10 protein-coding genes are annotated in these 13,453 nt (G+C 39.0%); 7 read left to right on the top strand and 3 right to left on the bottom strand.

Annotated elements, in window-relative coordinates; translation table 11 throughout:
* Positions 1–106: 106 nt before the first annotated feature.
* The 3 genes from QM538_06090 to QM538_06080 are packed head-to-tail and all read left to right on the top strand — an operon-like array spanning position 107 to position 3,158.
* Positions 107–1,318 carry a hypothetical protein gene (locus tag QM538_06090; protein ID MDI9348058.1) on the top strand — a complete coding sequence of 404 codons (1,212 nt, stop codon included), beginning with the start codon at positions 107–109 and terminating at the stop codon, positions 1,316–1,318.
* Positions 1,319–1,338: 20 nt separating this feature from the next.
* Positions 1,339–2,409: an aminotransferase class I/II-fold pyridoxal phosphate-dependent enzyme gene (locus QM538_06085; GenBank protein MDI9348057.1), complete on the top strand. Its 1,071-nt coding sequence runs from the start codon at positions 1,339–1,341 to the stop codon at positions 2,407–2,409.
* Complete coding sequence (locus QM538_06080; protein MDI9348056.1) at positions 2,406–3,158, top strand: methyltransferase domain-containing protein; 753 nt, start codon at positions 2,406–2,408, stop codon at positions 3,156–3,158. The genes QM538_06085 and QM538_06080 overlap by 4 nt, the downstream gene beginning before the upstream one ends.
* On the opposite strand, the gene lpdA is transcribed toward QM538_06080, so the two are convergent.
* From lpdA to QM538_06065, 3 genes are read right to left on the bottom strand one after another with little or no spacing between them, the layout of a single operon-like run.
* Entirely contained in the window at positions 3,155–4,570 is a 1,416-nt protein-coding gene (gene lpdA, locus QM538_06075; GenBank protein ID MDI9348055.1) for a dihydrolipoyl dehydrogenase, read from the bottom strand. The two genes, QM538_06080 and lpdA, sit on opposite strands and share 4 nt — an antisense overlap.
* Positions 4,570–5,748, bottom strand: coding sequence for a 2-oxoglutarate dehydrogenase complex dihydrolipoyllysine-residue succinyltransferase (gene odhB / locus QM538_06070; protein MDI9348054.1), 1,179 nt, complete (start codon positions 5,746–5,748; stop codon positions 4,570–4,572). Before odhB ends, lpdA begins: the two co-directional genes overlap by 1 nt.
* Before the next feature lie 3 nt (positions 5,749–5,751).
* Complete coding sequence (locus QM538_06065) at positions 5,752–8,613, bottom strand: 2-oxoglutarate dehydrogenase E1 component (protein ID MDI9348053.1); 2,862 nt, start codon at positions 8,611–8,613, stop codon at positions 5,752–5,754.
* A gap of 101 nt (positions 8,614–8,714) precedes the next feature.
* Here QM538_06065 and mrdA point away from each other — a divergent pair, with 101 nt between their 5' ends.
* From mrdA to QM538_06045, 4 genes are read left to right on the top strand one after another with little or no spacing between them, the layout of a single operon-like run.
* On the top strand, positions 8,715–10,574 hold the full coding sequence (gene mrdA / locus QM538_06060; protein ID MDI9348052.1) for a penicillin-binding protein 2: 1,860 nt from the start codon (positions 8,715–8,717) through the stop codon (positions 10,572–10,574).
* A gap of 50 nt (positions 10,575–10,624) precedes the next feature.
* Positions 10,625–11,686 carry a rod shape-determining protein RodA gene (rodA, locus tag QM538_06055; GenBank protein MDI9348051.1) on the top strand — a complete coding sequence of 354 codons (1,062 nt, stop codon included), beginning with the start codon at positions 10,625–10,627 and terminating at the stop codon, positions 11,684–11,686.
* Positions 11,686–12,717, top strand: coding sequence for a lytic murein transglycosylase (locus tag QM538_06050; GenBank protein MDI9348050.1), 1,032 nt, complete (start codon positions 11,686–11,688; stop codon positions 12,715–12,717). Before rodA ends, QM538_06050 begins: the two co-directional genes overlap by 1 nt.
* Positions 12,704–13,453, top strand: a complete 750-nt coding sequence (locus QM538_06045) for a septal ring lytic transglycosylase RlpA family protein (GenBank protein ID MDI9348049.1) — start codon at positions 12,704–12,706, stop codon at positions 13,451–13,453. Before QM538_06050 ends, QM538_06045 begins: the two co-directional genes overlap by 14 nt.

Genomic DNA, 13,453 nt, shown 5'->3' with positions numbered 1-13,453 from the left:
TTGACTATAAACATGTTCATAGTATTGAGCTTGGTTTTAATGCACGATTTTAATGGTATAATCAATATCGGTCTCGGAGAAAGAACGATTAAAAGAGGAAAGTAGTATGATTAATAAAATTGCAGTCTTAATTCTTGGTTGTGTTATTACGACTGGAATAGTAGTAGCAGAAGAAGTTTCAAATCAGGTTGCCGTGCCTCCAGTCCAATCTCCTGAAGTTAAAAATGCACCTGATGTCGCAACACCAGTTAGTGAGACTACGACACCAACCCAAGCCCCAACCCAAGCCCAAATCCCAGCTACAGCTACATCCCCAGTCGTTCAAAATGCTCCTGAAGCGATTGAACAAGTTGCCGTGCCTACAGTTCCTGCTTCTGAAGTTCCACCTCCTGAATTTAGAAGACCATCTAAGTCAGTTTCAATTACTAGAGAAACAGACAATCAAAAGTCTACTGTCACTCATCATGTCGGTGGCGATGTTTATAATATATTTATTGAAGGTGATAACAATACAGTGACATTGCCTGTGCCAAAAAAGGCGCCTGCTATTATTCCACCTCCACCACCTCCAGCTCCTTTACCACCTGCGATAAAAGAGAAAGTTGAAGTTCCAGCACCAGCACAGTCGTCCAAATTAGAACCTGTGCCTACTATATCTACTGTAGTTGTTGTGGCTGAGGAGCAGAAGAAAGTTAATGATGGCTTTTTTGGATTTTCAGTTTCTAAGCCATTTTTGAGTGCTGAGAAACAGAGCGATGGAATTTCAAATACTGCAGCTGAGAAAACAAATTTTAAATTTTATTTAGGTAGCTGGTTTGATGATAGCGGTTTTGGTTTTGAAGTTGGAGGCACTAAATTAGGTAAGTTTAAGACAGGATTAGGATTAACCTATGAGTCTGAAGCTAATGACAACTTGTATCGTGATGAGTATAGAGCTGTCACTAGCGCAAAGGTAGGCTACCTTCGCTTTATGCTTGGGTATAAAACTAAAGATGGCGTTCGATTATATGCCTCGGTTGGCAAGTATGGAGCTAAAGTTAAATATTCTATTGATGTAAGTGAGAAAACATATAGAGAATATAATGGAAACAATCGATATCATTATGGCCAATATACTTTAATAGACTCAGACAACTACACTATATCAGGTACAGATAAGAAAAAAGGTAAATTAGTAGGCCTTGGTTTAGATGCGGATATAGGTGAGCATGGTAGCTTTAGAATGGAATTAAATCGTTATGTAGATTTAGGAGCATTCCTTGGCTTTAACTACAAACATGTTGATAGTGTTGAGCTTGGTTTTAACGCACGCTTTTAGTTTTAGTATCATAATTGCTCATGGATTCGCTTAGACAAAAAGCGAATGAGCTACAAGATTATTTAAGTGCCAATGAGTTATGGCGTGAGATTAGTTCTCACAAGTCGCTTTGTTCTAGTAATGATTACCTCGGATTACGCAAAGATGCCGAAGTAAGAGAGGCATTAAGCGAAGGGGCGTTACGCTATGGCTCTGGGAGTGGGGCCTCACCTTTTTTAGGGGGGTATTGTGAAGCGCATGAGTGTCTTGCTCATGAGGTGTGTGCAACGCTTGGCGTTGAAAAAGCTTTAGTTTTTGTTAGTGGATATCAAGCGAATGTAGCGGTGGGTAGTTTAATGCGCTACCTTGATGCGCGAGTACTGTGTGATGAGGAATGTCATCGCTCTTTGTTTGATGGTCTGGTCATGAACAAAGTTTCATTTCGTAGATTTGAGCACAATAATGTGGATCAATGTCGTACGAAAACTGGAAATGTAGTTTGTGTAGAAGGGCTATATAGTATGAGTGGATCAGTTGGGTTGTTAGATGATTTTTCTAAACTAGTCCTAGCTACAAAAAAATGTTTGATTGTTGATGAGGCTCATTCGTTTGGAGTTCTTCCAGTGCAACAAGGCACTGGACATTTACGCATTATTACTTTAGGCAAATCGGTAGGGCTTTCTGGGGCAGTAATTGCTGGAGATACTTGGATGATAGAGGCTATCGTACAAAGCGCTAGCTCATTGAGATACTCAACTGCACTTTCACCAGCACTTGCTCATGCAGCTACCGTGTCAATTCGGAAAATCAAACAGGAAACTTGGAGAAGAGAACAGCTCATGAAGCACATTGCTGAAATTAGAAGTTATGCGATGCGTTGTAATATACCACTTGAGGGCAATGAGCAAAGTCCAATTCAAATAATTCGCATCAAACACCTTTCCCAGCCAAGTGAGCTTTTAAAACGGTTAGCTAAGAAAGAACTTGTAGTACCTGTAATACGACCACCCACAGTTAAAAATGGAGAGCAATGCTTTCGTTTATCTATTACAAATCATACAGATATATTTCAAGTGAAAGCGTTTCTTGATTGTGTACAAACTTGTTTATGAAAGGAGTAGCAAATTCTTTCTCAAAATCACAACGGTATTTACAGCATCGTTTTATACAAGAACAGGTGGAAAAAAAACTACTCCTATTACTTGAACAAACTATGAGCGACGCAAACTACCATCGGGTTAGAGCGCTAGAAGTGGGCTGTGTTGGTAGCACAAGTACAAGATGGTTGTTAGATCGGTATAGTTTAGTTGAAGGTGTGGATATATCCGAGGGGCAAGGGCTAAGGGCTATGCAGCAGTATCCAGAATTACAATTCCGTGTTGCAGATATCGCAAAGGAAGAGTTGCCTCCAAATCAATTTGATTTAATTTTTTCTTCAATGTGTTTACATTGGGTAGATTCACTTGAACAAACTGTGGCCAAACTCTTTAATGCATTAGCACCAGGCGGAGTATTGGCGTATGCTTTGCCACTGCAAGATAGCTTGAAAGAAATATCAGCAACGTTACAAGAACGCTATGGGTATATGCCTATAAATCAATTTCCTAATATGCTTGATGCAAGAATTGGTATTGGATTTGATGCTAGATCTGTGGATTATGCTTGTTTTTGGTTTGAACAACGATTTGAATCAATGAAATTATTTTTTGAACATTTTAGAACTACAGGCACAAATACTTATTTGGGAGAAAGTAACTTAGCTATGCGAGCCAGTAAACTTCGGCAAGTGCTTTCACAAGAAGTAGGTGAGGTGAATGCCCGTTATCAGATAGGATTTATTATTGCTGTAAAAGAGGGCTAAGTTTTTTTTCTAAATAGGTTTAACGCCCCAGTGGTGGCATCAAGAGCAGCCTCATGGAATGCTTCACTCAGTGTTGGATGTCCTGCGATGGTAAGAGCAATGTCTTCAGCGGTGGCTTCAAATGCTAAAGCAGTAGTGGCGGTTGCAATTAACTCTGAGGCGGAAGGTCCAAAAATATGCACTCCTAACAAAGTGCCAGTTTCTTTATGGGAAAGGATTTTTACCATACCAGTGGTTGAGTTTTGCGCAATAGCACGACCAAGGGCGGCAAATGGAAAGCTACCGATGGTATAGGGGATTTGATCTTGCTGGAGTTGCTTTTCGGTTTTGCCAACCCAGGCGATTTCTGGATTAGTGTAAATGATTGAAGGAACTAAATTTAGATCGCTTTCAGCATGTTCTCCAGCAATAAGCTCTGCTACCATAACCCCTTCATGCGATGCTTTATGTGCTAACATCGGTCCTCGTACTAGATCCCCGACAGCATAAATGTCTGAAACAGATGTCCTGCAGTATTGATCCACTGGGATGCTATCATTCTTGTTTAGAGTGATTCCACTTTCTGGTCGCAGGACTTGCTTACAATTAGGCTTACGACCGACCGCAACAATAAGAGCGTCAAACATGATCGGCTGTTCTTGATTAGCAAGAGTTACTTGTACCTTTTTGTTTTTCTCTTGTACCGCGGTAACTTTTGTATTTAATGTTATTGTCATGCCTTGATTGGAAAGAGATTTGAATGCTTGTTGCGCGATGGCGGTATCGACAGAGGGGAGAAAATCTGGAAGTGCTTCTAAAATAGTTACCTTACTTCCTAATCTAGCCCAAACGCTACCAAGCTCTAAACCAATTACGCCTGCGCCAATAATCCCTAATGTAGCTGGCACTTCTTTTAAAGCAAGGGCGTCGGCTGAATCAAGAATCGTGGTGTGATTAAACTTTGCAAAGGGAAGTTCAATCGGAAGTGAGCCAGAGGCCAAAACTACTGCGTCAAAACTTCCTATACTGGAATCATTAACGAAGACGGTTTTGTTTGCTCCTAATGACGCAGTGCCAGAAATAAAATTGATGTTGTTTGCCTTTAATAATGACTGTACTCCTTTAGCAAGGTTTGTTACAATTTTTTCTTTGCGATCCTGCATTTTGGCTACATCCATAGATAATTTTGCTAATGAAATTCCATGGATAGCTGCGCTATGCTCTGCCTCATGGTAAAGATGAGTTGATTCTAACAGTACTTTGCTGGGAATACATCCAACATTAAGGCAGGTGCCGCCTGGGGATGGTTGATTGCTAGCATTGACCCACTGATCAATGCAAGTTACTTGCATTCCCAGTTGAGCTGCTCTGATCGCACAAATATAACCGCCAGGTCCTGCACCAATTACCGCAATTTTTTTTTGGGAATTCATTATAGCCCCATTAGTAAGAGAGCTGGGTTTTCAAGTAAGTCTTTGATACGAACTAAAAATGAAACCGCTTCTTTGCCATCAATAATTCTATGATCATAGGAAAGGGCAAGATTCATCATCGGCCTAATTACAATAGTATTGTCCTCTACTATTGGCCTATCCATTATCTTATGCATACCAAGGATAGCAGATTGTGGAGGGTTGATAATCGGTGTTGAAAGAAGTGATCCAAAAACACCACCATTGGTTATGCTAAAAGTTCCCCCCGTCATATCTTCAATAGTGAGACTTCCGTCTTTTGCCCGTGCCGCAAATGAAGCAATAGCCATTTCAATTTCCGCAAGGCTTAGTGCCTGAGCGTTTTTAAGCACTGGTACTACCAATCCTCTTGGTGAAGAAACCGCAATGCTAATATCCATATAGTTTCGTATTACCATGTCTGTGCCATCAATGCTGGCGTTAACCTGTGGAAAATCGGATAAAGCAATACATGAGGCTCTGACAAAAAATGACATAAAACCAAGTTTAACTCCATGAGCTTTTTCAAATTTATCTTGTGCTTTCTTTCTTAACTCGCTAACTTGTTTTAAGTTCACCTCATTAAAAGTAGTTAAGATTGCCGCGCCTTGCTGTGCTTGTAAAAGCCGTTCGGCTATGCGTAGACGGATGCGAGAGAGTGGAGCTCGAGTTTCTTCTCGCTTCACATCGCCGCGCATTGAAATAATTGAAGAAACCATTTCTTTAGTTACTCTTCCCGAAGCTTCCTTAGCGATTTCTTGGCGAGAAACTCCCTCTTGTTCCATAAGTTTTTTAGCTGAAGGATTTAATTTTACTGGCTGATTAGACTTTTCTGTTGTATTATTTATTAAAGGAGGCGCGCTTGGCGGTGGTGTGACAGAGGCTGCTTTAGGGGATGGTGATGGAGCTATTGGTGCGACTGCGACTGAATCATCTAGTTCGAGAAGTGGGTCACCTGATTTTACCGTTGCGCCTTGTGCAACGAGGATTTTTACAATTTTACCTGCCTTAGGTGCGGGAAGTTCCATGGCAACTTTATCTGTTTCAAGATCTGCAAGATTTTGTCCAGTCTGTACCAAGTCACCTTCCTTACAATGCCAAACTCCAATGGTAGCGTCTGCTACAGATTCTGGAAGTGAAGGGGTATTTATTTTAATCATAGTTTATTCCTCGTCGGTTTCTTCGTGCCCTTGAAATGCTTCTAACACTAAGGTTTCTTGTTCTTTTTGGTGAAGACTTCCTAATCCTACTGCGGGAGATGCGGAAATTGGTCTGCCAGTATACTCCATAGTTATGTTCATAGGTTCAAATGGAGCGGTAAGTCTGTGTCTAATATTATACCAAGCGCCTTGATTTTTAGGTTCTTCTTGGCACCATATTGCGCTATTACAAGACGGGTAGGATTTTATTATTGAGACATACTCTTTTTTAGGAAAAGGGTAAAGCTGTTCAATTCTAATGATCGCAACATGGTTTGCCTCTAATTCTTTTCTTTTTTCTATAAGTTGGTAGTAGATTTTACCGGAACAGAAAATTAACTTGGTGACCTTTTTTTTCGCGGCGGTAGTGTCGTCAATAATAGTCTGAAAATGTCCATTGGCAAGTTCGTCTAAAGTGTTAGTTGCTTTAGGGTGCCTAAGCAATGATTTTGGAGTTAAGACTATGAGTGGTTTTCTAAGCGTGCGTAACATTTGTCTTTGTAAAAGATGATAAATTTGGGCAGGGGTTGTTGGCACTGCTACCTGAATATTGTTCTGCGCACAGAGCTGTATGTATCTTTCTAGCCGAGCAGAAGAGTGCTCTGGTCCCTGGCCTTCATATCCATGAGGAAGAAACATAACTAAACCACTAAGTCTTGCCCACTTTGCTTCACCAGAACTTATAAATTGATCAAACACAACCTGGGCCCCATTAGCAAAATCGCCAAATTGTGCTTCCCAAATCAGTAAAGTTTCAGGCTCTGCAGTAGAGTAGCCATATTCAAATGCTAATACCGCTTCCTCAGAAAGGAGAGAGTCATAGATACTTAATTTTTTGTTATTTTGTACAAATTGCTCTAAACAATTATATTCAGCACCAGTTTTGTAGTCAATGATTATTGAATGGCGGTGAAAAAAAGTACCTCGCTTAACATCTTGTCCAGTAAGTCGCATTCCGTACCCTTTTTTGAGAAGGGTTGCGTAGGAAAGATTTTCTGCAAACCCCCAGTCAACCAACTGATCTCCTTTTGCCATTGCTAATCTACTTGCAAATAGTTTTTTTATCTGTGGATGGGGAGTAAACGCTTCAGGAAAAGTAGCTAGCTGTGTGCCTAATGCGCTTAGTTCTTTTACCGGAATGTGGTTAGTGAATTGTTCAAATAATAGAGTATCGCTGGCACCAGTGTATGGTTTCCAAGTGGTAAATCTTTTATTATTTAATGCTACATATTCGATTTCATCAACGGTACACTCACCAGATTCAATTTTTGATTTACAATGCTGTGTGATTGAATCTAGTTTTGCTTCATCAAACAAATTCTGCTCAAGCAAAAACTGCCGATAAATTGAAACTACCGTAGGTTTGTTTTTGATCTCACCATATTTAATTGGTTGTGTGACCGTAGGATCGTCCGCTTCATTATGTCCATACCTGCGGTAACCAACTAAATCAATTACGATGTCTTTATGAAACGTGTTACGATAGGCAAGCGCCATTGCCCCTGCTTGGATTACCCGGTTCGGATCATCAGCGTTGACATGGATAATAGGCGCGTCAATAAATCTCGCTGGATCTGAAGAGTAAGGTGTGGAGCGAGCATCCTCAGGATGGTCAATTGTGAATCCAATTTGGTTATTGACTATTATGTGAATTGTTCCTTTTGTGCCAAACCCTCTCGTCTGAGACATATTTAATGACTCCATGACCACACCCTGACCACTAAATGCCGCGTCACCATGTACTGTAATTGGAAGTATTTTCCATTGATCTGATGACGAAAGTCTGTCCTGTCTGGCTCTGGTTGAGCCAAGCACTACTGGGGTGATGATTTCCAGATGGGATGGGTTAAAAGCTAGTGCTAAATGAGTGACAGACGATTCTGACTTAAATGCTGAAGAAAACCCTAAATGATATTTAACATCACCATTAACACCTACTGACTCAAATTTACCAGCAAATTCATTAAATAGTTGTGCAGGAGTTTTTCCCATGATGTTGATTAGCACATTTAATCTACCTCGGTGAGCCATACCAATGAGAATGTCTTCAATGCCTTTTTGATTGCCTTGTCGTATGAGGTAATCAAGAAGAGGGATGAGTGAATCTGTACCTTCTAAAGAAAATCTCTTTTGTCCAACAAAATTATTATGGATGTGTCGTTCAAGTAACTCAGTGTATAAAAGCTTGTTAAAAATTTGGAGTTGCTCAGAGACAGTAAGTGTTACCGGCTTTTCAAAATGCTCGGTCATCCAGCGCTGCTCTTCTTGGTTTCGCACATGATCTATTTCAATTCCAATAGAGCCATGGTATGTCTTCTCAAGTTGTTTGGCTATCTCAGCAACAGTAGCAGTTTCTTTAGGTACTACCCCAAAGGAAGGAATCTGCATTGATGCTTGTAGTCCCCAATGGTTAGGAGAAAGCTGAGTATTGCTTGGATATGGATGTGAGGAGGCTAATGGGCTTATCGTTGCGTTTTGGTAGCCGTACCTTCGGTACGCATCTATCCATTGAGTTGCTTTGGCTACAAGGTTAGAATTGGTAGAAGAGGCTGGAGTTGCTGTGGGTCTATTTTGCTGGAACCATTTTTTTGATTTAGCAATATATAGTTCGTGTAAATAAGAACTATAAAGCTCAGGTGGTTTTTTTATTTTTTCTTGATGAGATTCAGTTGCGAAGAAATCATTCCAATCATTTGAAGAAGTTTCTCCGGATAAAAAGTCTTCGTATTTTGACTCTAACCAACTGCTATCACCAGCTTGTAGAAAGGAATCTTCTGATTTTTGTTGGTACGAGGAACGAGGTAGCGGATCTAAATCCGATTTCATAGTTGTCTTACTTCTCTCGCCCCATTTAAACAGTATTATAGCATATTACAATTATTGATAATTACCTGTTTTTTTAAAATTTCGTAAAATAAAATCACCAAATGTCACTATTACGAAATCCCATTTCTCTTCAAAAAGCCGAACTATTTCATTCCTCTCGTAGAGGAAAAGTGATGTTGGTTATAGTAGCCATTGCTTTTGCAATATTAGTAGTGAGGTTAATTCAGCTACAAATTTTTTTACATAGCGAATATGCTGGAAAATCAAAAAAAAATAGAATTATTATTGAATCTCTCCCACCAATTCGTGGGACGATTTATGATAGAAATAATACCATACTGGCTTTTAATCAACAGGTGTTTAATTTAGTGGTTGATTCAAATTATCGTGGAAATTTGGCCCAATTAATTAGTGCACTTGCCTTAGATTTTGATATAAGCCAACAGGAAGTTGAAAAATTTTACGAAAATTATTTTATTAGAAACTCCAAGATATCATATCCAATTATTCTTAAAGCTGATGTAAACACACAAGAACTAATGCAATTTTCTACCAGTCTGAATAAATATACTGGAGCCAAAATTATTAGCGCATGGCAAAGACGATACCAAGGCAACGATTCAGTTTCATCGGTAATTGGGTATGTGGGTAGAATTAGCAGAAACGATGTTACCGAAGAAACAAAAAGTAAATTTTTTGGGTTAGATTACATTGGCAAGCAAGGAATAGAAAAATCCCAAGAAGAATTATTACGCGGTAAAGTAGGTTTTGGTGAATATATTGCCACCTCGTATGGAAACTATCAATCGTCTGTGAATATTGTGTACCCTAAACGAGGTTTTGATCTTCAGCTAAGTTTGGATTCAACATTGCAAGAATTTGCTTACCTACAATTTAATAAAAGAGCTGGAGCGCTTGTTGCTATAGATCCTAGAAATGGCGATATACTAAGTTTAGTGTCTTCCCCATCCTTTAACAACTCACATTTTATATCTAGACTAGATCCAGCAATTTATAAATCATATTTAGAATCAAATGCACTATTTAATCGCGCAACTAGTGGTTTGTATTCCCCAGCGTCAACCATAAAGCCCATGTTAGCATTTGGAGCGTTACAACAGGGGTTAATTGATGAAAATGAAATTATTGATTGCACTGGACAGTATTTTGTACCGAATTTTAAATATAAATGGTATAAACCCTTTAGGGATTGGTTGCGTTCAGGACATGGGCCTATTTCAATGCGTAGAGCGATATCCCAATCATGCGATATTTACTTTTATGAACTCGCCTATCGTGCCAAGATTGCTGGGATAAATCAAAGTTTAAGTTGGTTTAAATTCGGAGAGCAGGTGTTATCTGAATTAGAAAATGAACGAACTGGTGTGTTACCTAATGACGCTTGGAAGAGACAACAATTGCGTGAGCCTTGGTTGCCAGGTGATACTATCAATGTTGGGATTGGTCAAGGGTATTTACAGGTTACTATGCTTCAACTAGCTAATGCGACTGCCATTGTAGCCAATCGGGGAACTTGGGTGAAACCTCGCCTTATCATAAGAAAGGGATACCGAGGTAATGTGCTAGCGACACAACCTACCCAAGTGGTCAGGACAGCTTCAACCTCAGAGAAACAACTTTTTCAACCAGTAATTGAGGGCATGGTTGAAGTTATATCTAAACAAGGAACTGCAAAAGATCTAATCGGAATATTGTCTATACCGATTGCATCTAAATCCGGTACCGCACAAGTTGTGCAAATTGAAAAAAGGCAAGGCGCTGCTCGGGCCGAAAAAAAATATGTGGACCATTCATTGTTTATTGCTTTTGCTCCTATAGATAATCCTACTATCGCCATAGCATGTCTTGTAGAAAATGCAGGTAAAGGTTCTGGGGCGGCAGGTCAACTCGTAATAAATTACTTACAATATTATTTAGAATTGTACCCTAATGGAAGTTAACCATGATACCTAAACAATTGCTGAGTTACTTTAATAGTAGGATTGATCCTATGATTATTTTATGCGTAGTTCTTCTAGCTAGTTTTAGTTTGATTATTGTAATACCAAATATTGAAAATAATTATTTTATGGTGGTAACAAAAATATTTCAACTAAGTATTGCGATTATCCTGGTGTTCCTCTTTTCAATTATCCCTTTCCATATGATCTTAAGTTTGGTGCCAATTTCCTATATCATAGTAGTGAGTTCGTTAGTGTATGTGGAGTTTTTTGGTTTAGTTGGGAAAGGCGCTACTCGTTGGATACAAATTGGTAATTTGTCAGGACAACCATCAGAATTTTTAAAAGCCATGATCCCTCTGATATTTTCATATTATTTTGCTAGTCGACCGCTCCGAGTAACTGGTTTAGATATAATCAGACTTAGTTTTCTGATCTTAACTCCTGTGATATTAATTGCGTTGCAACCAGATTTTGGCACCGCCATTTTTATTGTTTTAGTCACTGTAGGTTGTATGTTTCTTTCTGGAATTAAGCATCGCTATCTCATAGGAGGTTTGTTAACGAGTGTGGTGACATTTCCTTTGCTTTGGATATTTTATTTAAGCGAATATCAAAAACAACGCATTAAAGTATTTTTAAATATTGATAGTGACCCCTTGGGTTCAGGGTATCATATTCTGCAATCAAAAATTGCAATTGGTTCTGGTGGTATACTAGGTTTAGGGTTGGGTAACGGCACACAAACACAGTTAAACTACATCCCTGAATTTCATACCGATTTTATTTTTGCTACTTTCTGTGAAGATTTTGGTTTAGTTGGAGCTTTAGTGCTAATTACAGTATACATTCAATTAATTGTCAGACTTATTATTGCCACTAATACCATTGAAAACAATTCAGAACGAGTATTCGTGGGAGGAGTAGCAGTGGTATTGCTGTTAAGTTGTTTTTTCAATATCGGCATGGTTATTGGTATTTTGCCTGTAGTAGGCATGCCATTACCCTGGATGAGTTACGGGGGAAGCTCGCTCATTTCAACTGCGTCCATAATTGGCATCGCCATGGGGATTGTTGCAGGGTATAGAAGAGGGAGGGTGGCTACATACTAATGAGAATTAAATTCTTATGGATAGTTCTATGTATTGGTCTGAGCCAGTTTGTTCATGCAGATACCTATGGGGATTTTCTCTATCCTCAAAAACGAAAATCAATAGATGAATTTATTTCACAAGAAAGATTACAACTAAACAGAGACTCTAAGCGACTGCACCGATTGTTTTCATATGTTCGCATTAACCAGAGCCTATTTCCTCAAGTTCTCAAACCAGTAGAGACAGTATTGCGGTGGGAAAATTATCGAAGTAAATTTTTAACCAATGAGCGAATCACTATTGCAAGTCAATTCTGCTTAGATTATCAAACAACTCTAGCAGAAATTGAATTATTTTATCAAGTAGATGCTTCAATGATTTGTGCAATAATCGCTATAGAAACTTACATGGGTAGAAACACTGGAAAATACCCAGTGTTTATTACCTTAGCTAATTTAGCTTTTATGGGAGTGAGTAGGCAGGATTTTTTTAAAAATGAATTACGGGCTTTATTCACACTTACCGAAACAGAACAGCTTGAGTTGCTTTCTCTTCATGGTTCTTATGCTGGAGCAATGGGCCTACCTCAATTTATTTCAAGTAGCTACTTAAGAATCGCAATAGATTATGATTGTGATGGCAAGCGAGATTTGTGGCAATCTATTCCAGATGTAGTGGGGAGTGTTGGGTACTACTTTAAACTAAGCGGTTGGAAACTTGGTGCGCCAATCCTGACTAGAGTAACTGACTATGATGATTTGGAGCAATTTGCTCTTGCCAAAGAAAGAGATGTGGTTAAAGTAAAAACTTCAGATTTATTAAAAGCCGGAGTAACATTACAAGAGTATGAGGAACAACTGCAAACTGACAGAACAGTCGGAATTTTTTATATCCTTAATGAAGCAGGTGAGAAGCAGTACTATGTGGGGTTTCAAAATTTTCTAACCATTCTTAAGTATAATGGGGCTACTTTTTATGCAATGGTTGCACATGAACTCTCAAATAAAATCAAGGAAGAAATTAAAGTTTTAACATATGAAGAGCGTTAATTTATTTTCATATTTCGCGGTGTCGTTATTTTTGATTTCTTGCGCGAAAAACTTACAACCACCAAGTGCTACCATACCTTCTGAATCTTCTCGTGTGTACTCGCGCTCCTATGTAGTTTTAGGTAAACGATACTTCGTGCTCGCTTCCATAGATAATTTTATTGAACGAGGAGTCGCATCTTGGTACGGCAAAGAATTTCATGGTAGAAAAACTTCAAGTGGAACCATATATGATATGCACAAGCTAACAGCCGCACACAAGCAATTGCCATTAAACACAACTGTTGAAGTAACTAATCTAGAGAATGGTAAAAAAATTACTGTACTAGTCAACGATAGAGGCCCTTTTCATGAAGATCGCATCATTGATTTGTCATATGCGGCCGCTTCAATGCTTGGGATAGTTCAGAAAGGCACAGGACAGGTGGAAGTCAAGGCGATAGGATCAAACAGTAGTATTCAAAATAATGTAGCACAACCTGAAGATGCCTTACGAGGACTTTCAACCCCAATCTATATTCAACTTGGAGCTTTTGCCGCACTTTCCAACGCACAAAAAATTGCAATGCAAGCAGAAAATAAAGGGTATAGTGTAATTATTCAAGAAAAACAAGTCAATGGTGGGGTATTACACAGAGTGCGACTTGGGCCTATGGATTACGCAACTCATGTACAACTGCTTGACTCTTTAAAAAAAGATGGATTCTCATTTGCAGTTAGAATGATTGACCAATAA

The organism is Candidatus Methylacidiphilales bacterium (assembly GCA_030054035.1).
Lineage (GTDB): Bacteria > Pseudomonadota > Gammaproteobacteria > JASGCS01 > JASGCS01 > JASGCS01.
Note: the sequence above shows the minus strand (reverse complement) of the source record. Positions and strands in the feature narration are given on the sequence as shown.

Coding starts and splice junctions, on each gene's coding strand:
- QM538_06090 (MDI9348058.1), top strand. CDS start 107: ATGATTAATAAAATTGCAGTCTTAATTCTTGGTTGTGTTATTACGACT.
- QM538_06085 (MDI9348057.1), top strand. CDS start 1,339: ATGGATTCGCTTAGACAAAAAGCGAATGAGCTACAAGATTATTTAAGT.
- QM538_06080 (MDI9348056.1), top strand. CDS start 2,406: ATGAAAGGAGTAGCAAATTCTTTCTCAAAATCACAACGGTATTTACAG.
- lpdA (MDI9348055.1), bottom strand. CDS start 4,570: ATGAATTCCCAAAAAAAAATTGCGGTAATTGGTGCAGGACCTGGCGGT.
- odhB (MDI9348054.1), bottom strand. CDS start 5,748: ATGATTAAAATAAATACCCCTTCACTTCCAGAATCTGTAGCAGACGCT.
- QM538_06065 (MDI9348053.1), bottom strand. CDS start 8,613: ATGAAATCGGATTTAGATCCGCTACCTCGTTCCTCGTACCAACAAAAA.
- mrdA (MDI9348052.1), top strand. CDS start 8,715: ATGTCACTATTACGAAATCCCATTTCTCTTCAAAAAGCCGAACTATTT.
- rodA (MDI9348051.1), top strand. CDS start 10,625: ATGATTATTTTATGCGTAGTTCTTCTAGCTAGTTTTAGTTTGATTATT.
- QM538_06050 (MDI9348050.1), top strand. CDS start 11,686: ATGAGAATTAAATTCTTATGGATAGTTCTATGTATTGGTCTGAGCCAG.
- QM538_06045 (MDI9348049.1), top strand. CDS start 12,704: ATGAAGAGCGTTAATTTATTTTCATATTTCGCGGTGTCGTTATTTTTG.